A 19,270-nucleotide genomic window follows, 5' to 3' on the forward strand; every position below is an offset into this window, starting at 1 on the left:
GATGATCGGCATCATCGACCGCGTCGGCGTCCAGGACCTGCTCGCCACGCGCGACGCCCAGCTCGCCGAGGTGCTGCCCGAACGCGAGTACGCCTGGGCGCACCTGCCCGGCGCCGTGCACCTGCCGCTCGGCTCGCTCGACCGGCTGGCCGACGACCTGCTGGACCGGTCGCGTCCGGTCGTCGTCTACTGCCACGACTGGCTCTGCGACCTGAGCCCGCGCGCCGCCCACCGGCTGGCCCGGCTGGGCTTCGCCGACGTGCACGACTACGGCCTGGGCAAGATGGACTGGTTGTCGGCCGACCTGCCGTACGAGGGGGAGGCCCTGCTGGTGGGCTCCGGCGCCCGGCGCGACCCGGTCACGGCCGACCTGGAGGACCCGCTGGAGGAGCTCAGCGAGCGCATCGTCGCCGACCCGGCCGGGCTCGCGGTCGTGGTGGACCGGGACGAGGTGGTGCAGGGCGTCATCGGGTCGCGCGAGCTCAAGGGCGCCGACCTGACCGGCACCGCCGAGGCCGCCATGAACACCGGCGTCACCACCGTACGGCCCAGCGAGCAGCTCGACGCCCTGGCCGGCCGCATGGAGGGCGCGAACGTCGACCACGTCGTCGTCACCCGCGCCGACGGCACCCTGGTCGGCCTCTACGGGCTCGGCGACCTGCGCGAACCCGGCTGGGAATCCGATCTCGGATAGCGGACGGGATTTGGAGCCGTCACCCGGCGTCTGCTAGCGTCAACAGCATGTCAGTGATCAGCCGATTTTGGCGCTATGTGGCGGCTCCGGGTGGAGCCGAAGGTCACATGCGCTGACTTACTGATCACCCGGAGCCCAAAGGCAGAGACGTCCCGTCTCTGCCTTTCGTCGTTCAGGCGGACGGCTCCGGGGGCCACGGATGTGGGCCGTACCGCCTTCGAACTTCCATCGAAAGCGGAGGACCAGCCCATGACCACGACCAGCGACCTGCGCATCACCTCGTTCGAACCCCTGCCCACGCCCCGCGAGCTCATCGGTGAACAGCCGCTCGGCCCGCAGCGCGAGGCGCTGGTGGCGGCGAGCAGGAACGCCGTGCGCGACGTGCTCGCCGGCGACGACGACCGCCTGCTGCTCATCGTCGGCCCGTGCTCGGTGCACGACCCGGAGGCCGCGCTCGACTACGCCCGCCGCCTGGCCGCCGCCACCCGCGACCTCGGCGACGCCCTGTGCGTGGTCATGCGGGTGTACTTCGAGAAGCCGCGTACCACCATCGGCTGGAAGGGCCTGATCAACGACCCGGACATCGACGGCGGCCACGACGTCCAGCGCGGGCTGCGCCTGGCCAGGACGGTGCTGCTCGACGTGCTCGACACCGGGCTGCCGGTGGGCTGCGAGTTCCTGGAGCCGACCAGCCCGCAGTACATCGCCGACGCCGTCACCTGGGGCGCGATCGGCGCGCGCACGCCCGAGAGCCAGGTGCACCGCCAGCTCACCTCCGGCCTGTCCATGCCGGTCGGCTTCAAGAACGCCACCGACGGCGACGTGCAGGTGGCCATCGACGGCGTGAACGCCGCCGCGCACCCGCAGGTGTTCTTCGGCATCGACGACGAGGGCCGGGCCGCGGTCGTCTCGACCACCGGCAATCCCGACTGCCACGTCATCCTGCGCGGCGGGCGCACCGGTCCGAACTACGACCCCCAGTCCATCGGTGACGCGCTGGCGCTGCTGGCCAAGGCCGGGCTGCCGGAGCGGCTGATCATCGACGCCAGCCACGGCAACAGCGGCAAGGACCACGTCCGGCAGGCGGCCGTGGTGCGCGAGGTGGCCGGACGCCTGGCGGCGGGCGAGAAGGGCATCGCGGGGCTGATGGTGGAGAGCTTCCTGGTGCCGGGGCGGCAGGAGCCCGGCCCGGCCGAGGGCCTGACGTACGGGCAGAGCATCACCGACGCCTGCGTGGGCTGGGAGGAGACCGAGCGCCTGCTGGCCGAGCTGGCCGACGCCGTGCGCGCCGGCCGCGCCGCCGGCTGACGGCCTCCCGGCGGCCCGGTGGGCGGGCCGCCGGAAGGTCCGGCAGGGCCGACTCAGGTGCGGCGGTCCAGCCGGAACGTCGGATGCCCAGGCGTGCCCGGCTGGGCGTCCAGCGACTTGTCGTCGAGGATGGGCGCCGCGTCCTCGGCCACGAAGACGCGCACGTCCCCCTGCTCGATGACCTGGTCCCCGGCGTACGGCGTGCTCGCCAGCGACACCTCCAAGGCGCCCGCCTCGTCCGGCTTGGCGGCGATCCGCAGGCCGGCGTGCGCGGGCACGTCCTCGCCGACCATCAGGTCACGGATCGCGACCACGGCGTTGTCAGTCAAAGTCAGCACGATGCGCTCCTTCTCGCTGGAGACCCCCCGCCTCCCCCGCGACCAGGGCGGCAAACGCGCCGGGCCGGGATGAGCGGCCGCCGTGGGGGTAGCGGAACGTCATGGCTGACAAGGACGCCGACAAGGACGCCGACAAGGACAAGGGCGTGCTGGACGCCCTGCTCGAACAGTGCGGCCAGACGTTCGCCGCGGAGGCGGGCATCCGGCTCGCCGACCGGCCGCGGCCGCTGTACCAGCTGCTCGTGCTGGCCACGCTGCTCAGCGCGCGCATCTCGTCCGGGGTGGCGGTGGCGGCGGCGCGCGAGCTGTTCGCCGCCGGGTACCGCACGCCGCGGGACATGGCGCGGGCGAGCTGGCAGGACCGCGTGGACGCCCTCGGCCGCGGCCACTACCGGCGCTACGACGAACGCACCTCGACCATGCTCGGCAGGGGCGCCGAGCTGCTGCTCGACCGCTGGAAGGGCGACCTGCGCAGGTTGCGCGACGAGGCCGGAGGCGACCCCGGGCGCATCGGCGAGCTGTTGCGGGAGTTCCCCGGCATCGGCCCGACCGGCGCCGACATCTTCCTGCGCGAGGTCCAGGGCGTCTGGCCGCAGGTCGCGCCGCACCTGGACGGTCGGGTGCTGGACGGCGCGGCCCGGCTCGGCCTGCCGCGCCAGGAACGCGGCCTGGCCCGCCTGGCCCGCTCCGGCGACGAGCTGGCCCGCCTGTCGGCGGCCCTGGTCCGCGTGTCGACCAGCAAGAAGGCCGCCGACGAGGTGAGGTCGGCCGCGGCGGGGTGAACGACAAGGCGGGCGACGAGGTGGGCCGCGGGGGTGAGCGGGGGCGCTCTGTTAGGTTCGGCTCATGGGTGAGTTTGTGAGCGTCGAGGTGGCCGACCAGATCGCCACGATCCGTCTTGACCGTCCGAAGATGAACGCGATCGACGTTCAGACGCAGCGGGAGCTCGTCGAGGCGGCGCTGCAGGTCGATGCCGACGACCAGGTGCAGGCGGTGATCCTCTACGGCGGCGAGCGGGTCTTCGCCGCCGGCGTGGACGTCAAGGAGATGGCCGACATGTCCTATGCCGACATGTCTGCCCACTCCCGCACGCTCCAGGCGTGCTTCACCACGGTGGCCCGCATCGGCAAGCCGGTCATCGCCGCCGTCACCGGCTACGCCCTGGGCGGGGGCTGCGAGCTGGCCCTGTGCGCCGACTTCCGGGTGGCGGGCGAGTCGGCCCGGCTCGGCCAGCCGGAGATCCTGCTCGGGCTCATCCCGGGCGCGGGCGGCACGCAGCGCCTGCCCCGGCTCGTCGGCCCGTCCCGCGCCAAGGATCTGATCTTCACCGGCCGGCACGTCACCGCCGCCGAGGCCCTGGCCATCGGCCTGGTCGACCGGGTGGTGCCGGACGAGCAGGTCTACACGGCGGCCCTGGAGTGGGCGGCCACGTTCGTCGGCGGCCCGGCCGTGGCGCTGCGCGCCGCCAAGCAGGCCGTCGACCAGGGCGCCGAGGTCGACCTCGACTCCGGCCTGGAGATCGAGCGCCTGCACTTCTCCGGCCTGTTCGCCACCGACGACGCCCGGATCGGCATGCGGGCCTTCGCGGAGAAGGCCAAGGCCAAGTTCACCGGACGGTGACCACCCGGCCGCCATACGAATGCAACCCTTTGGAGTAGGCCGTCCAAGGGGAAGCGGGTTTGCCAGTATGGTGGCGTTTCATGATGCGCGTCCCGGTCCCCGCCCGGCTGCGTAAAGCCGTGCGTACGTGGTTCGACTCCCGTTACATCTCCGTCGCCGACCACCGGCAGGACATCCGGGACGCGCTCTGGGAGGTCCAGACCCTGCGCAGGGAGATGGCGACCCTGCAGGGCGAGGTCGAGCGGCTGCGGAACGCCCGTCCGCCGGCCGGGCCGGTGATCGACAAGGCCAGGGTCGACGACACGTACCGGCTGGCGCAGGAGACCGCGCAGGCCCTCGACGGCGTGCTCCAGAACGAGGTGCTCGTCTGGCAGGCCATCGACGACCTGCGGGCCCGCGTCCCCGAGGGGGGCCGGCCGTGCGCGTGACCTGGTCCGGCACCGAGCTGACCTTCCGCCTCGACCCCGAGGACGAGATCACCGGCAGGGCGGCCGACGACCATCCCGTCAAGCTGGCCACCAACTCCTGCTCGATCGGCGGCGTGCCCGACGACGCCCACCCCGACCTGTTCGCCGTGGCCGCCTGGACGATCGTGGCGCCCTGGACCAGGCGGCGGATCACGTTCGACCGGGCCGTCTCCGCCGAGGTGGCCGCGGCCCTGCACGACGGGTGGGGCATCGAGGCGGGGCCGGTCGGGGCCGAGCCGCGCCGGGCCGGCGACCGGCTCGCCCTCTCCTACAGCGGCGGCGCGGACTCCGTGGCCGCGGCGGCCATCCATCCGTCGGCGCCGTTCGTGCACTTCCGGCGGGTGCCGCATCCGCGGGTGCCCAACCGGTGGCCGCACTACCGCTCCGACGTGCTGGCCAAGCTGGCCGAGCGGACCGGCCGCGAGCTCACCACCGTCACCTCCGACCTGGAGTTCACGCTCGCCGAGCCGCGTCCGGGCTATCCGGAGCACCACGCCGTCGCGGCGGGGGCGCTCCTGCTGGCCGACCGGATGAACCTCGGTGGCCTGGGCTTCGGCTATGAACTGGGTTCACGCTGGCTCGGCGGTGACCGTTACCTGTTGCGGTTCACGCCTGACAACCCGATGTGGGCGCCGCACGGCGCGTGGGGCCGGTTGTTCGCCGCCGCCGGCGTGCACATCGTGCTCCCGGTCGGCGGGGTGAGCGAGGCCGTCACCATGCGGCTGGCCCTGAACTCCGAGCTCAAGGACCAGGTGCGCTGGTGCCTGCGCGGCACCGACGGCCCCTGCCGCACCTGCGGCAAGTGCCTGTACAAGGAGCTCATCCAGGCCGCCGTCGAGCGCCGCCCCCTGGACACGCCCCTCACCGCCGACCGTCCCGTGGCCCGCAAGTGGCTGCGGCCGCCCCCCTTCGGGGGCCAGGAGATGGTCGAGTACGGCCTGGCCCGGATCCCCGGCGTCGAACGGTCTCTGTTCGCCAAGGCCCTCGACCACTTCGAGGCGACCGAGGAGTCCACGAGCTGGCTCGACCATTGCTACCCGCCGGCGATCGAGGAGATCCCCGAGCCGTGGCGGGCGGAGGCGGCCGCCTTCCTGACCTCCCAGGTCGGCCTCATGACCGAGGCGGAGGTACGGCGGGTGGAGACGTGGGGCGCGTGACCGTCCGCGGGACGGATCCGGCGAAGTGCGAGGAGTTGACTGCGTGAAGGTTTACCTGTCGGTGGACATGGAGGGCGTGACGGGGCTGACCGACCCCGAGGAGATGCACGCCGGCAAACGCGGCTACGACCGCGGCTGCGAGCTGATGACCGCCGATGCCAACGCCGCCGTCGAGGGGGCGTTCGCCGCGGGGGCGGGCTCGGTGCTGGTCAACGACGCCCACGGGTCCACCAAGAACCTGCGGATCGACCTCCTGGACCCGCGGGCCACCCTGATCCGGGGGCCGGGCAAGGCCCAGCGCATGGCCCAGGGGCTGGACGGCACGTTCCAGGCCGCGTGCTTCGTGGGCTACCACGCCATGGCCGGCGTCCAGCACGGCGTGCTCAACCACACGTGGATGGGCAAGGAGATCCAGAACGTCTACCTCAACGGCGAGCCGTGCGGCGAGACCCGGCTGGTCGCGGCGTGCGCGGGCTTCCACGGCGTGCCCGTCGTGCTGGTGACCGGGGACGAGGCCGTCGGCGAGGAGGCGCGCGAGCTGCTCGGCGACGTCGAGACGGTCGCGGTCAAGAAGGGGATCGACAAGTTCTCGGCCGAGTTGCTGCCGCCGAGCGTCGCCCAGGCGAGGATCCGTGAGGCCGCCGCTCGCGGGCTCTCCCGGTTGAGCGACTTCACGCCTTATCGGGTGGAGGCGCCGTACACGCTGGGGGTGGAGTGGAACTCGACCGCCATCGCGGCGGCGGTGGCGCTGGTGCCCGGCGTGAAGACGGCCGGCTCCCGGCACACCGAGTTCACCACCGACGACTTCCGCCAGATCATGGCGCTGCTCGGGATCTTCGCCACCATCGGCGGCCAGGTGGCCTGCGGCAGCGGGCCGTACGGCTGAGATGTCGGTAACTGCTGACCTAGGGAGCGGGTGACGGTGGAAGGCGCGGCGCTGACCCGGCGGGGGCTGCTCGTCGGGATCGGAGCGGTGGGCGGCGCGGGCGCCATGTACGCCGCCATGGGCGCGCTCGGGCTCGCCCCCTCGGAGCAGGACAAGGAGTTCGCCGCGCCGCGCCCCGGGGACTTCTCCCTGCGCGGCAAGGGCGCGGCCAAGGTGGTGATCCTCGGCGCGGGCGTGGCGGGGCTGACCGCCGCGTACGAGCTGGGCAAGGCCGGCTACGACTGCACCCTGCTCGAAGCCAGGGGCAGGGCCGGCGGCCGGAACCTGACGCTGCGCGGCGGCGACCGCCTGACCGAGCTGAACGGCCCGGCCCAGGACGTCAAGCTGGGCGAGGGCGTCTACTTCAACGCCGGGCCCGGCCGCATCGCCCCCTGGATGGTCACCCTCGACTACTGCAGGGAGCTGGGCGTCCCGATCGAGACGTTCGTCAACAACAACGCCTCGGCGTACGTCCACACCAACGGGAAGACCGTGCGGGCCCGCACTGCCCGAGCCGACATGTACGGATATGTCGCAGAATTGCTGGCCAAAGCCACGAATATCGGCGCGCTCGACAAGGCGATCACCGCCGACGACCGGCAGCGCCTGCTGGAGTTCCTCCGCCGGTTCGGCGACCTGGGCCCCAAGCTCGACTACGAGGGCTCGCCCCGGCGCGGCTTCGCCAAGTACCCGGCGCTCGACGGCGGCACCCCCATCCCGCCCCCGGGCACCCTCCACGACGTGCTGGCCGCCGCCACCGGCCGCGCCATCACCAACGACTTCGGCTACGACATGGCCACCCCCATGTTCCAGCCGGTCGGCGGCATGGACACGATCGTCAGGAAGCTGACCGAGGCCGTGGGCGCCGACCGGATCAGGACCGGCGCCAAGGTCACCAAAATCACGACCCTGGACGACGGCGTCGAGGTCACGTACGACGGCGGCAGCGTCAAGGCCGACTACTGCATCGCCACCCTCCCCCCGCACCTCCTCGCCAAGATCCCGCACAACCTGGGAGCGCAGGTCACCAGCGCCCTGAGCACCCCCATCCCGGTCGCCGCCGGCAAGATCGGCCTGGAGTACGGCAGGCGCTGGTGGGAGCTGGAGGACCGCATCTACGGCGGCGTCACCGAGACCGACCTGGACATCACCCACATCTGGTACCCCTCCCACGGCTACCACTCCGAACGCGGTCTCATCGTCGGCTACTACAACACCGAGCAGAACGCCGAGCTGTACGGCTCACTCACCCCCGAGGACAGAAGGCGCAAGGCCCTCACCCAGGGCAGGAAGATCCACGGCGACAAGTACCGCCAGAACCTGCTGTCCAGCGTGTCCATCGCCTGGCACCGCCAGGAGCACATCCAGGGAGGCTGGATGTACTGGCCGTCCTTTGATTCGTCCTTCACTCTTCTGCAACGCCCCGCCGGAAGGGTCTACTTCGCGGGTGACTGGCTCACCCACTTGATCGCCTGGCAGGCAGGCGCCATGGAGTCGGCCCGCAGCGCCGTCACCATGCTGCACCAGCGGGTGCTGCAGTCCACGTGACGTCGCACGCCACTTCCTCGACCGGCATAGGGTCGGTCAAGGAAGAGCGATCGAGGAGACGAGGATGACGTTGCACTGGGTGCCCGCGACCGAGCGCGCCGACCTGCTGGCCGGTCCGGTGGCGTTCGCCGTGCCGGGCGTCGAGGGCGCCGAGGTGGCGGAGATCGACCCCGACCTGGCCGACACGGCCGCGTTCTGCGAGCGCTACGGCGTGCGGCTCGACGAGTCGGCCAACTGCGTGGTCGTGGCCGCCAAGCGCGGCGGCGAGACGCGCTACGCCGCCTGCATGGTGCTGGCGACGATGCGCGTCGACGTCAACGGCGTGGTGCGCAAGCACCTCGACGCCCGCAAGGCGAGCTTCGCGCCGATGGCCGACGCGGTCGAGCTGACCGGCATGGAGTACGGCGGCATCACCCCGCTCGGGCTGCCCGGCGACTGGCCCGTCCTGGTCGACGTGCACGTCGCCGAACATCCCAGAGTGGTGATCGGCAGCGGCGTGCGCGGGTCGAAGCTCGCCGTGCCGGGCGCCGCGCTGGCCGGGCTGAAGGGCGCCGAGGTCCTGTCCCTGACGACCTGAAGGCCCCGAAGCCGAACTGAAGCCAATTCGAGACCGTTGGATGGGAAACCGATGAGGCCGTATCGGACGTTGTACGAGTGGGAATGTGGCCTCATGGTTCATCTCGTGGGCGGGGATTAAGCCGGTATGGTGCTTCATGCCATGAACGATGACCGACTAGGCCCTTACCGGCTGCTCAGGCGGCTCGGTGAAGGCGGGATGGGCGTTGTCCACCTCGCTGTCGACCCGCAGGGGCGACAGGTGGCGGTCAAGGTCCTGCGCGGAGAGGTCGCCGGCGACGAGGTCGCCAGGCGACGGCTTTCGCGTGAGGTCGAGACCATGCGCCGGGTCCGCAGCAAATTCATCGCAGAAGTGGTCGATGCGGATGTAACCGGTCATCGTCCTTACATCGTCACGCGTTACGTGCCCGGCCGCCCGCTCGACGAGATCGTCAAGGACGACGGGCCGCTCGACCTGCCCGCGCTGGTCCGGCTGGCCCACGGCGTGGCCTCCGCGCTGGCCGTGGTCCACTCCGTCGGCGTGATCCACCGCGACCTCAAGCCGGGCAACGTGCTCATCCTCGACGGCGAGCCCGTCCTGATCGACTTCGGCATCGCCCAGGCGGTCGACGCGACCAGGCTGACCCAGACCGGCATGTTCATCGGCACGCCCGGCTACCTCGCGCCCGAGATCATCGAGGGCCAGGAGGCCGGCCCCGAGGTCGACATCCACGCCTGGGCGGGCACGCTGCTCTACGCCGCCACCGGCCAGCCGCCCTTCGGCAAGGGCACGCTGGAGATGATCTTCTACAACATCACCGCCGGCAAGGCCGACATCAGCGGCGTGCCGGCCGAGCTGCAGCCGCTGCTCAAGGCGGGCTTCCAGCGCAACCCGGCCAAGCGGCCCAAGGCCGCCGACCTGGCCGAGCAGACGGCCCGCATGTTGCCGAGGCCGCCGCGCGGCGTGCCCGACGAGATCTCCACCGTGCCGCGGCCCGACGCGCCCGACGACTACCCGACCAGGCGGCCGCCGTTCGTGGGGGAGAAGCCGTCCTACGACGTCTCCACGCCGCCGATGACGCCGCGCCGGCTGATCGACGGCCAGGAGCAGCCGGTCGCGCCGCCCGCCGACCCGCACTTCGTCTCGCTGCTGCCCAACCAGGCGGCCGGGCTGCCCAACCAGGCGGCTCCGCTGCCCGGCGCCGGGCTGCCTGGCGCCGGGCTGCCTGAACCGGGCGCGGCGCCGGCGGACCAGGGCGCGGGCGACCCGTGGCCGACCCGCCGGGTCTCGCCGGAGGAGCTGCGCCAGATCCAGCGCGAGGCCGGGCCCAGCCAGCCCTGGCCGCAGCAGCAGCCCCCGCTCCACCCCCAGCCGCAGTCACAGCCCCAGCCGCTGCCCCGGTCGCAGTCGCTGCCGCAGGTCGACCCGCACGAGGCCGACGTGCCCACCCGGCGCGTGCGCCCGGACTCGGCCGAGTTCGGCCGGCTCAGCTCCGGCCCGCAGCCGGTCGACCACGGCCGTCTCGGGTCCGGCGCCCAGCCGCTGGACCACGGCCGGTTCAACGCCGGCCAGGAAGCGGCGAACTACGGCCCGGTGCCCGTGCAGCCGCCGCCCTACATCCCGGCGCAGCCGCAGTACCCGCCGCAGGAGCCGCAGGCCGCTCGCGAGCCGTACCACCAGGGCGGGCGTCCGGCGCAGGCGCTGCAGCGCTCGAAGGCGTACGGGGTGGCGAGCGCCATGCTGCTGATCCTCATGATCGTGGCGGCGGTGACGGCCCCCGTCCTGGTGGCGGTGGTGGCGATCCCGATCGCCGTGCTGCTGCGCGCCGCCGACCTCGCCCAGCCGGTGCTCAGCGGCCGCCGGCCTGCCGGGTCCGCCGCCCTCGACGTGCTCAGGGTCTTCGCCCAGCCGCAGGCGCTGGCCAAGTCCGTGGGCATCACGGTCGCGCTCGTCCTGTACGCCCTGATCCTCGGCCTGCCGGTGACGCTGCTGCTCAGCGTGGTGGTCAAGATGAACTCGGCCAACGCCCTCGCGTGGGGGGCGGCGGTCGCGCTCTGGACCCTCTGCGCGGGGCCGGGCGTCGAGGGCCCGGGGCGGCAGATGCGCAGAACGCTCTCATCGCTCGTACCCTCTAGGACAGCGGCCATGGCGATGGCGGGAGTGCTGGCGGCGGGCGCCGCGCTCTCGCTGATCCTCGCCTACGGCACGTTCGGGGACACGCCAAGGGGGAGTGTATGGAGTCCACTGGACATCACACCCGTGACAGAGCAACTCAGCAGCCTGAAGGGCGGCGGCTGAGCCGAGGAAGGTGGCGATGAGCATCCAAGCGCCGGAACGCCTCGGCCCCTACCGCATCGTCAGGAAGATCGGCGAGGGCGGCATGGGGGTCGTCCACCTGGGTCTCGACGGTGAGGGCCGCGAGGTCGCCATCAAGGTGCTCCACCCGCACGTGGCCGCCGACCTCAAGGCCCGCGACCGGCTCACCCGCGAGGTCGAGACCATGCGCCGGGTGCGCAGCCCGTACGTCGCCGAGGTCATCGACGCCGAGCTGGTGGGGGGCCAGCCCTACGTCGTGACCCGCTTCGCCCCGGGGCGCACGCTGGAGGAGACCGTGCTGACCGAGGGCGCCCTGGAGGCGCGGCAGGTCATCAGGCTGGTCCAGGGGCTGTGCCAGGCGCTGGTCGCCATCCACGCGGCCGACGTGATCCACCGCGACTTCAAGCCGTCCAACGTCATGCTGGTCGACGGCGAGCCGCTGGTCATCGACTTCGGCATCGCCCACCTGGTGAACGCGACCCGGCTGACCCAGACCGGCATGTTCGTCGGCACGCCCGGCTACCTGGCGCCCGAGATCATCCGCGACTCCGACATCACCCAGGCGGCCGACGTGCACGCGCTGGCCTCGACGGTGTTCTTCGCCGCCACGGGCGCGCCGCCGTTCGGCACCGGGACGTTCGAGGCGGTCTGCTTCAACATCATGGAGGGGCGGGCCCAGCTCGACCGGGCGCCCGCGTGGCTGCGCGGCTGGTTGTCGCGCGCGCTGCGGGTCGATCCCGCCGCCCGGCCGGGCGCGCAGGAGCTGCTGCGGATGGCCAGGGAGCTCGACCCGTCGGTGACGACGTTCAACGAGATCGAGGGCCCGACCGGCACCAAGCGCATCGGCAGCGGCACGCGGGCCATGGACACGTTCTCCGACCTGCTGCCGCCGGTCGAGTACCGCAAGCCCGCGCCGCCGCCCCCGCCGCCGCCGCCCGCGCGGCGGGAGGAGCGGCCGCCGCCCTACGTGCCCGCGCCGACCTCGGCGCGCCCGGTGCCGCGCACCGACCAGCGGGTGGCCGGTTACCCGGCGCCGCCGCCGCAACCGCGCCCCTACACGCCGCCGCCCCAGCCACGCGGCCACGTGCCGCCGGCGGAGCGGAAGAGGTACCTGTTCGGCGCCCAGGTGACCGGGTTGCTGCTGCTGGTCACGCTGGTGGCTTTGACCGTCATGATGCCCGTCGTCATGGGGGCGGTGGCGGTCGCGCTCGCGGTGGTGCTGCGCGTGGGCGAATACCTCTTCGGCGACATGGTCAAGCGGCGCCAGATCCGCGGCAGCAGCTCGGCCGACCCGCTGCTCGCGCTGGTCGGCACGCCGTGGGCGCTGGTCAAGGCCGCGCTGGTGACCCTGGTGCACGTGCCGCTCGCGCTGCTGTTCGGCGCGTGCGTGTGGGGGGCGCTCCACTGGGCCGGCGGCATGGGCACCAACCAGGCCGCCGCCTTCGCGGCCGGCGCGTTCGCCGGGGGCCTGTTCGTGCTCCCGGGCGGCGGCGCGCCGCGCAAGGCCGTGACCCGTACGCTCACCGGCGTGCTGCGCAGCCCCGGCGCCGCGCTGGTCGCGGTCGTCGCGGTGGGCACGGCGGCGCTGTTCGCGGCGATGTTCGCGCTCGGCCAGGACCCGGTCTGGACGCCCTGGCGGGCCCCGCAGAGCGTGATCGACGACCTGGCGAGCGACGCCAGGCAGAGCACGATCGGGCTGATCACCGGCCTCATCGAAAGTCTGCTGGACGGGCTGGGGTTGGGCTTCCTGACTCCGTGGTCCTGAGTGTCCCCCTCGGTCCGACGGGGGAGAGATGAGGTATGAGCGAGCGCCTCGGCCCTTATGAGCTTCTCTCCAGGCTCGGCGCGGGCGGCTTCGGCGAGGTCCATCTGGCGCTCGACGCCCAGGGGCGCACGGTCGCGGTCAAGGTGCTGCATCCGCACGTCGCGGCCGACGCCCTCGCGCTGGCCAGGCTCGACCGCGAGGTCGAGACGATGCGCCGGGTCGGCGGGCCGCACGTGGCCGAGGTGCTCGACGCCTCGCTGGAGGGCCCCAGACCCTACCTGGTGACCCGCTACGTCCAGGGCCGCCCGCTCAGCGCCGTGCCGGTGCCCGTCGAAGAGCTGGGCCCCCTGGCCTCGGGGCTGGCCGACGCGCTGCTGGCCATGCACGAGGCCGGGGTGGTCCACCGCGACCTCAAGCCGGCCAACGTGATGATGAGCGAGGACGGCCCGGTCGTCATCGACTTCGGCATCGCCAGCGCGCTCGACACGTTGTCGGTCACGGCGTCGGGAGCGGTGGTCGGCACGCCCGGCTACCTGGCTCCGGAGATCCTCGAAGGCGGCGGCGCGGGCGTCGAGGCCGACGTGTTCTCCTTCGGCGCGACGCTCGCCTACGCCGCGACCGGGCGGCAGCCGTACGGGCAGGGGCCGGCCTCGGCGGTGGCCTACCGGGTCGTGCACCACCCGCCCGACCTGGAGGGCGTGCCGGACTGGCTGGCGCCGCTGTTACGCGAGTGCCTGTCCACCGATCCCGCCGCGCGGCCCACGGCCGCGCAGATCTGCGCCCGGCTGGGCGTCGCCCCCGTCCCGCACGTACGGCAGGCCGGCCCCCGTCCCTCGGCCCCGGTGGCGCGTCCGCGGCCGGCCGACGACCTGAGCACGAGGGAGTGGCGGCCGGGCGACGGCCGGCGCGGCTCGGTGGAGGAGTCCAGGGCGCGGCACCGGGAGAAGGTGCGCAGGCGGTGGCTGATCGGCTCGGGCCTGTTCGTGTCGCTGCTGGCGGCGGCCGCCCGCGAGCCGCTGCCCGAGGTGGCGCTGTTCCTGCTGGCCGCCTACGTGCTGGCGGTGGTGAGCGACGCGGGGGTGGCGCTGCTCTCGCGCGGGCCGTACCGGCGCGGCCGGATGGTGGCCGACCTGGTGAGCGTGGCGGGGGCGGTGGGGCTGTGCTTCGGGCTGGCCGCGGTGTTCAGCACGTTCACACTGGCCCTGTTCGCGGGTACGGCCCTGGTGGTGGGCATCGTGTTCCTGTTGTCCGCCTGATTTCCCTCGGGGGGCGATCGGAACGGACCGAATAAAGTTCGGTATGGTGGGAAGGGTAGGGGCTTGACGCGGGAACCGCCGGTTTGCGCGTAAGCTACCCACGGGTAACATGACCGCGGGAGCCAGGGCACGACTCTGACCCACCCCGTGTCAGGAGCCCGTCGGGAACCTGGCAGTCTGGTCAGCATTGCATTCGGCGCCTATCGCAGCGACGCGGTGGGCGCACGCGAACACGGGAGGTCGGCCACCGGCCATGAACATCGTCGTCTGCGTGAAGCAGGTCCCCGATACGGCGACCGAGCGCAAGCTGCGGTCCGATGACAACACGCTCGATCGTGACGCCGTCGACGGCGTGGTCAACGAGCTTGACGAGTACGCGGTCGAGGAGGCGCTGAAGCTCAAGGAGGCGCACGGTGGCGAGGTCACCGTGCTCACCATGGGCCCGGGCAAGGCCACCGAGACCATCCGCAAGGCCCTGGCCATGGGCGCCGACAAGGCGGTCCACCTGAGCGACGACGCGCTGCACGGCTCCGACGCGCTGTCCACCTCGTACGCGATGGCCCAGGTGCTCAAGAAGATCGGGTTCGACCTGGTCGTCCTGGGCTCGGAGTCGACCGACGCCCGCACCGGCGTGCTGGCCGCGATGCTGGCCGAGCGCCTGGGCACGGCCCAGCTCACCCTGGCCAACAAGGTCGAGATCGAGGGCTCCTCGATCAGCGTCCAGCGCATCACCGACTACGGCTTCGACAAGGTTCAGGCTTCGCTGCCGGCCGTCGTGTCCGTGGTCGAGAAGATCAACGAGCCGCGTTACCCGTCCTTCAAGGGCATCATGGCGGCCAAGAAGAAGCCGGTCGAGACGCTGGCCATCGCCGACGCCGAGATCGACGCCGCCCAGGTCGGCCTGGGCGCCGCCTGGTCCGAGGTGGTCGACTTCGCCGCCGCGCCGCCGCGCGCCGCCGGCACGATCGTCAAGGACGAGGGCGACGGAGGCTCGAAGGCCGCCGACTTCCTCGCCTCCAAGAAGTTCATCTGAGAACGGGGGTTTTACTGATATGTCGGAGATTCTCGTTCTCGTGGAGCAGGTCGACGGCGAGGTCAAGAAGGTCACGCTCGAACTGCTGACCCTGGCCCGCTCGCTCGGCACGCCCGCAGCCGTCTGGGCCGGCCCCGGCCTCGGCGACGCCGCCAAGGCCAGGCTGGCCGAGTACGGCGCCGAGACGATCTACAACGCCGGGTCCGCCGACATCGTCGACCACGTGGTGGCGCCCAAGGCCGAGCTGCTGGCCCAGCTCGTCGCCGAGAAGTCGCCCGCCGCGGTGCTCGTGGCCGCCACGGCCGAGGGCAAGGAGGTCGCCGGTCGCCTGGCCGTCAAGACCGACTCCGGCGTCATCACCGACGCCGTGGGCCTGTCCGAGGGCTTCGTGGCCGACCAGTCGATCTTCGGTGGCGGCGTCAACGTGCACTCCAGGGTGCGCAGGGGCACCCCGATCGTCGCCGTACGCCCGAACTCGACGGCCCCGCAGGCCGCCGCGGGCGCCGGCGCCGTCGAGGAGGTGTCGGTCGCGCTGAGCGAGGCGGCCAGGGCCGCCCGCATCGTCGAGCGCGTCAAGCAGGAGAAGGGCGCCAGGCCCGAGCTGACCGAGGCCGCGATCGTGGTCTCCGGCGGCCGGGGCGTGGGCTCCGCCGAGAACTTCTCCGTCATCGAGGGCCTGGCCGACACGCTGGGCGCGGCCGTCGGCGCCTCGCGCGCCGCCACGGACGCCGGCTGGTACCCCCACCAGTTCCAGGTGGGCCAGACGGGCAAGACGGTCTCGCCGCAGCTCTACATCGCGGCCGGGATCTCCGGCGCCATCCAGCACCGGGCCGGCATGCAGACCGCGAAGACCATCGTCGCGATCAACAAGGACCCCGAGGCGCCGATCTTCGAGCTCGCCGACTACGGGGTCGTGGGTGACCTGCACCAGGTCGTCCCGCAGCTCACCGAAGAGATCAGCAAGCGCAAGTAGCGTCAGGGATCATCGGCGCGCCCAGCGCCGGTCGGAGGCGGCGCCGCACGACGTGCGGCGCCGCCTCCGCCGTCTCAGGCGGACGCGGCGGGCGCGGTCCGGGCGCCGGCCGCCTTCAGCGCCCATCCGGCCAGGACGCCCGCCAGCAGGGCGAAGCCGTGCAGGTCCAGCAGCGCGCACAGGACGACGGCGGCCGCCGCGGCGACCGCGGGGAACAGCGGGGCGGGGACCCGGTCGCGGTGCGCCACGAGCTGGAAGCCGGCTCCGGCCAGGACGACCATCAGCACGACGCCGACCGTGCCGGACGCCGACAACGTCCAGGCGCCCGACAGGACCGCGTAGAACGCGCCCAGCGAGCGTTCCAGGGGACCGGCAGCGGCCACGGCAAGGCCGCCGGCCAGGCCGCAGAGGGCGACCGAGTTGCCCGCGCCGGGGTCGTTCATGAGGTAGCCGGCGGCCTCGCCCGCGACCGCGCCCGAGACGTACAGCAGGAGCCAGCGCCCGGGGCCGAGCGCGCGCTCGGCGACGTAGCCGAGCACCGCGAGGAACGCCAGGTTGAACAGGGTGCCGAACACGCCGCCGTCCTGGACGACGAGCGCCGTCCCCAGCCGCCACCACTCGCCGCCGGAGATCGCGGCCGGATCGCGCATCCACGCGGCCTCCAGCCCCGGGACGGCGAACTGCAGAAGGCTCGGAACCGCCGTGCCGACGAGGACGACCGCGGTGACATATGGCTTGAACACCGCCTAAGCCTCGCACGCCCTCCACGAATCGGACATGGACGGATGTACGAGGCTTGGTATGACAAATGTCCTACGCGGCGACCTTCACCGGCTCCCGCACGGGAACGGCGTCGAACACCGGCGCCTCCCGCCTGGGCAGGAACCGCGACGCCACGGCGATCAGCACGCCCAGGAGGACCGCGATGCCGAGCGCGCCGCGCAGCGAGGTGGCGTCCGACAGGAAGCCGATCACCACCGGGCCGAGCAGCAGGCCCGCGTAGCCCATGGCGCCCGCCTGGGCGATGGCCGGTCCGGGTGCGTCGGTCGCGGTGCCCGCCAGGGAGAGCGTCAGCGGCGCGATCGTCGCCACGCCGAGCCCGACGAAGAACATCGCCAGCACCGCCACCAGCGCCGCCGGCGCCATCAGCACGACCGTGAAGAACCCGGCCGTGGCCACGCCGGACACGCCCAGCATGCCGCGCACCCCGAACCGGGAGCGCAGCCGGTCGCCGGTGAGCCTGGCCAGCAGCATGCCGGCCTCGAACACCGGGTAGCCGAGCGCGGCCAGCGCCTCCGGCGCGCCGAGCTCGTTGCGCATGTACAGGCCGTTCCAGTCGGCGACCACGCCCTCGACCATGAAGGCGAAGAACATGATCGCGCCGAGCAGGTAGACGATCGCCGGCATGCGGTGCCGGGCCGTGCGCGCCGACTCCGTCGCCGGGGCCTCCGGCAGGTACGTACGGCCGATCAGCAGCGCGACCGGCAGCGAGACCAGGGCGACCAGCGCCAGGTTGGCGGTGAACGACAGGCCGGCGGCGATCGACAGGCTGCCGAGCGCGCCCGCCGAGATGGCGCCCACGCACCAGCCGGCGTGCATGCCGTTCATCAGCGGCCGGCCGTACGCCTGCTCGACGGTGGAGCCCTGGGCGTTCATGGCGACGTCCACGGTGCCGAAGGCCATGCCGAAGAACGTGGCGGCCACGATCAGGAGGGGCAGGTTGGGGGCGAAGGCGACGGCCAGCAGGCCGACCGCGGTGAGTGGGGCGCCGATCCGCAGAACCGCCCTGCTGCCCGCGCGGGCCATGATCCGTCGCATGGACTGCATGGTCACGAGGGCCCCGAGGCCCCATGCGAGGAGCACCGCGCCGACCGTGGACTCGGACAGGCCGAGTTTGTCGGTCAGGGCGGGGATGCGCACGGTCATCGTGCCCACCATCAGGCCGCCGAGGACGAAGGTGAGGATCGCCCCGTAGCGGGCCGTCCTCAGGTCGCGGGTCATAAGGCACACCTCTCACAAACTCTTTATTGCGTCACAAATCAGGCGCTCCCCTGGTGGGGGCGCCCAGGAGATCTGGGGGGATGAACACTCGAAGGGACAAAGACCGCCGGCCGGCACCGGTTCGGCCCGCCGCCCCGGCTCATGGCCCGCCTCCCGAGTGCCCGGTTGTGCGGGGACAGAGCGACTTGGGCGGTCCGTGGGCCTGCTGGGGCGTCGGCGGGCCGAGGTCTGGTCGACCGGCCTCGGCCGTTGGACGGGGTGGTTCGGGGCCCTGGGGTGCGTTGAGGCGCGGCTCAGGGCGGCGAGTGGTCGGTGAGCGGGTGGCCGGCCGGCGCCGGTCGGGGTCGGCTCGTGCTGCCTGGTGAGCGACCCGGGCGCTCGGTCGTGGCCCGCGTCATGACCCGGCGGCGGGCCCTGACGGTCAGGCCGGTCGGTGCCACCGCCCGGCCGCCGTCCGCGCCCTCCGGCCTACCGTCTGCCTGACGGGGGCCTGCGCGTCCGGCCTGCCCAGCCCGTACGGACCGGTCTGACGGGGACGGCGGGCGCCGCCGAGGCGCTCGGTCCGGACGGGAAGCGGGCGAGGCCCCCGGGACAGGGGTCGTGGGAGCACGGGATCGTCATCGCGAGACCGCCCTCCCATCCGTTCCGGCCGACACAGCAGAGAACCGCGGAATCTTCGTGATCGAAGCTCCGACACCTGAACCGCGAGTGGCCCCGGCACATTCCCGTGACCAGGGTGACTCGCGACACACGCGGGCCGGGTGGTTCAGCCGGGTTTGAGCAGCGCTCTCAGCCGGGCTTCGAGGGCACGCAGGTCCGCTTCCGAGTTGAGCTGCGGGTCGTGGCTGGCCACGTCCCACAAACCCTCGCAGGCCAGCCGGACGATCTGCGCGGCCAGCGGGTCGGGTTCGTCGCCCAACCCCTCCCGGTGCCAGCGCGACATCGCCTCACGCAGCGGCGCGAGCAGGAAGAGGTTCCCCGACGCGCCCGTCACGACCGCCCATCGTCGCAGCCGCCCCGAGCGCACGGCGATCAGCGTGGCGCCGAGGTACCGCTCGGTGTACGTGCCGTCCGGCTGCGCGGCCATCAGGTCGTCGAACTCTTCGATCAGCCGTTCGACCATGCCCTTGATCAGGGCCTCTTTGGTGCCGAAGTGGTAAAGAAGGCCGCCCTTGCTCACTCCGGCCCGGTCGGCCACGGCGGACAGCGTCAGCGCGGCCGACCCCTGGTCGCACAGGAGGTCTTCCGCCGCGTCCAACAGCTCGTCCCTTCGCATGCCTCAACTGTACCGTCCGGACGGTACAGTGGCAAAC

18 protein-coding genes are annotated in these 19,270 nt (G+C 72.6%); 14 read left to right on the forward strand and 4 right to left on the reverse strand.

The window, feature by feature from the left end:
* Position 1 precedes the first annotated feature (1 nt).
* Positions 2-694 (forward strand): CBS domain-containing protein, encoded by a 693-nt coding sequence (locus ACFYYW_RS34575; protein WP_352322073.1) that lies wholly within the window; start codon positions 2-4, stop codon positions 692-694.
* A gap of 249 nt (positions 695-943) precedes the next feature.
* The gene (locus tag ACFYYW_RS34580; protein ID WP_352322075.1) at positions 944-2,002 is read left to right on the forward strand and encodes a 3-deoxy-7-phosphoheptulonate synthase; all 1,059 of its coding nucleotides are present in this window, start codon (positions 944-946) and stop codon (positions 2,000-2,002) included.
* A 53-nt stretch (positions 2,003-2,055) separates the two neighbouring features.
* On the opposite strand, the gene ACFYYW_RS34585 is transcribed toward ACFYYW_RS34580, so the two are convergent.
* Entirely contained in the window at positions 2,056-2,340 is a 285-nt protein-coding gene (locus ACFYYW_RS34585) for a Fe-S cluster assembly protein HesB (protein ID WP_352328823.1), read from the reverse strand.
* Between the two features lie 101 nt (positions 2,341-2,441).
* On the opposite strand from ACFYYW_RS34585, the gene ACFYYW_RS34590 reads away from it, so the two are divergent.
* The 12 genes from ACFYYW_RS34590 to ACFYYW_RS34645 all read left to right on the forward strand — a co-directional run bounded on the left by ACFYYW_RS34590 (position 2,442) and on the right by ACFYYW_RS34645 (position 15,956).
* Positions 2,442-3,122 carry an endonuclease gene (locus ACFYYW_RS34590; RefSeq protein WP_387655145.1) on the forward strand — a complete coding sequence of 227 codons (681 nt, stop codon included), beginning with the start codon at positions 2,442-2,444 and terminating at the stop codon, positions 3,120-3,122.
* Positions 3,123-3,186: 64 nt separating this feature from the next.
* The gene (locus ACFYYW_RS34595; protein ID WP_387655148.1) at positions 3,187-3,960 is read left to right on the forward strand and encodes an enoyl-CoA hydratase/isomerase family protein; all 774 of its coding nucleotides are present in this window, start codon (positions 3,187-3,189) and stop codon (positions 3,958-3,960) included.
* A gap of 80 nt (positions 3,961-4,040) precedes the next feature.
* Positions 4,041-4,388 carry a hypothetical protein gene (locus tag ACFYYW_RS34600; RefSeq protein WP_352328819.1) on the forward strand — a complete coding sequence of 116 codons (348 nt, stop codon included), beginning with the start codon at positions 4,041-4,043 and terminating at the stop codon, positions 4,386-4,388.
* Positions 4,379-5,584 (forward strand): DUF6395 domain-containing protein, encoded by a 1,206-nt coding sequence (locus ACFYYW_RS34605; protein ID WP_387655152.1) that lies wholly within the window; start codon positions 4,379-4,381, stop codon positions 5,582-5,584. Before ACFYYW_RS34600 ends, ACFYYW_RS34605 begins: the two co-directional genes overlap by 10 nt.
* Before the next feature lie 43 nt (positions 5,585-5,627).
* Entirely contained in the window at positions 5,628-6,470 is an 843-nt protein-coding gene (locus ACFYYW_RS34610; protein ID WP_352328816.1) for a M55 family metallopeptidase, read from the forward strand.
* Positions 6,471-6,500: 30 nt separating this feature from the next.
* Positions 6,501-8,057 (forward strand): flavin monoamine oxidase family protein, encoded by a 1,557-nt coding sequence (locus ACFYYW_RS34615; protein ID WP_387655156.1) that lies wholly within the window; start codon positions 6,501-6,503, stop codon positions 8,055-8,057.
* A 64-nt stretch (positions 8,058-8,121) separates the two neighbouring features.
* A complete protein-coding gene (locus ACFYYW_RS34620; RefSeq protein WP_387655159.1) occupies positions 8,122-8,634 on the forward strand; it encodes a YbaK/EbsC family protein in 513 nt (170 codons plus the stop codon).
* Between the two features lie 198 nt (positions 8,635-8,832).
* Positions 8,833-10,911 carry a serine/threonine-protein kinase gene (locus ACFYYW_RS34625; protein ID WP_387655355.1) on the forward strand — a complete coding sequence of 693 codons (2,079 nt, stop codon included), beginning with the start codon at positions 8,833-8,835 and terminating at the stop codon, positions 10,909-10,911.
* Between the two features lie 16 nt (positions 10,912-10,927).
* A complete protein-coding gene (locus ACFYYW_RS34630) occupies positions 10,928-12,694 on the forward strand; it encodes a serine/threonine-protein kinase (RefSeq protein WP_387655162.1) in 1,767 nt (588 codons plus the stop codon).
* Between the two features lie 35 nt (positions 12,695-12,729).
* Positions 12,730-13,950, forward strand: a complete 1,221-nt coding sequence (locus tag ACFYYW_RS34635; protein WP_387655164.1) for a serine/threonine-protein kinase — start codon at positions 12,730-12,732, stop codon at positions 13,948-13,950.
* A 253-nt stretch (positions 13,951-14,203) separates the two neighbouring features.
* A complete protein-coding gene (locus ACFYYW_RS34640; RefSeq protein ID WP_352329623.1) occupies positions 14,204-14,983 on the forward strand; it encodes an electron transfer flavoprotein subunit beta/FixA family protein in 780 nt (259 codons plus the stop codon).
* A 19-nt stretch (positions 14,984-15,002) separates the two neighbouring features.
* Positions 15,003-15,956: an electron transfer flavoprotein subunit alpha/FixB family protein gene (locus ACFYYW_RS34645; RefSeq protein ID WP_387655167.1), complete on the forward strand. Its 954-nt coding sequence runs from the start codon at positions 15,003-15,005 to the stop codon at positions 15,954-15,956.
* A gap of 74 nt (positions 15,957-16,030) precedes the next feature.
* Here the strand turns inward: ACFYYW_RS34645 and ACFYYW_RS34650 are convergent, their stop codons facing one another.
* The 3 genes from ACFYYW_RS34650 to ACFYYW_RS34660 all read right to left on the reverse strand — a co-directional run bounded on the left by ACFYYW_RS34650 (position 16,031) and on the right by ACFYYW_RS34660 (position 19,233).
* Complete coding sequence (locus ACFYYW_RS34650) at positions 16,031-16,699, reverse strand: rhomboid family intramembrane serine protease (protein ID WP_387655170.1); 669 nt, start codon at positions 16,697-16,699, stop codon at positions 16,031-16,033.
* 70 nt (positions 16,700-16,769) lie between these two features.
* The gene (locus ACFYYW_RS34655) at positions 16,770-17,957 is read right to left on the reverse strand and encodes an MFS transporter (protein ID WP_387655173.1); all 1,188 of its coding nucleotides are present in this window, start codon (positions 17,955-17,957) and stop codon (positions 16,770-16,772) included.
* A gap of 766 nt (positions 17,958-18,723) precedes the next feature.
* Entirely contained in the window at positions 18,724-19,233 is a 510-nt protein-coding gene (locus ACFYYW_RS34660; RefSeq protein ID WP_352318933.1) for a TetR/AcrR family transcriptional regulator, read from the reverse strand.
* Positions 19,234-19,270 lie beyond the last annotated feature (37 nt).

Source organism: Nonomuraea sp. NPDC001831, from assembly GCF_042892035.1.
GTDB lineage: Bacteria > Actinomycetota > Actinomycetes > Streptosporangiales > Streptosporangiaceae > Nonomuraea.

Coding starts and splice junctions, on each gene's coding strand:
- ACFYYW_RS34630 (WP_387655162.1), top strand. CDS start 10,928: ATGAGCATCCAAGCGCCGGAACGCCTCGGCCCCTACCGCATCGTCAGG.
- ACFYYW_RS34660 (WP_352318933.1), bottom strand. CDS start 19,233: ATGCGAAGGGACGAGCTGTTGGACGCGGCGGAAGACCTCCTGTGCGAC.
- ACFYYW_RS34635 (WP_387655164.1), top strand. CDS start 12,730: ATGAGCGAGCGCCTCGGCCCTTATGAGCTTCTCTCCAGGCTCGGCGCG.
- ACFYYW_RS34575 (WP_352322073.1), top strand. CDS start 2: ATGATCGGCATCATCGACCGCGTCGGCGTCCAGGACCTGCTCGCCACG.
- ACFYYW_RS34640 (WP_352329623.1), top strand. CDS start 14,204: ATGAACATCGTCGTCTGCGTGAAGCAGGTCCCCGATACGGCGACCGAG.
- ACFYYW_RS34625 (WP_387655355.1), top strand. CDS start 8,833: ATGGGCGTTGTCCACCTCGCTGTCGACCCGCAGGGGCGACAGGTGGCG.
- ACFYYW_RS34655 (WP_387655173.1), bottom strand. CDS start 17,957: ATGACCCGCGACCTGAGGACGGCCCGCTACGGGGCGATCCTCACCTTC.
- ACFYYW_RS34590 (WP_387655145.1), top strand. CDS start 2,442: ATGGCTGACAAGGACGCCGACAAGGACGCCGACAAGGACAAGGGCGTG.
- ACFYYW_RS34645 (WP_387655167.1), top strand. CDS start 15,003: ATGTCGGAGATTCTCGTTCTCGTGGAGCAGGTCGACGGCGAGGTCAAG.
- ACFYYW_RS34600 (WP_352328819.1), top strand. CDS start 4,041: ATGATGCGCGTCCCGGTCCCCGCCCGGCTGCGTAAAGCCGTGCGTACG.
- ACFYYW_RS34595 (WP_387655148.1), top strand. CDS start 3,187: ATGGGTGAGTTTGTGAGCGTCGAGGTGGCCGACCAGATCGCCACGATC.
- ACFYYW_RS34620 (WP_387655159.1), top strand. CDS start 8,122: ATGACGTTGCACTGGGTGCCCGCGACCGAGCGCGCCGACCTGCTGGCC.
- ACFYYW_RS34580 (WP_352322075.1), top strand. CDS start 944: ATGACCACGACCAGCGACCTGCGCATCACCTCGTTCGAACCCCTGCCC.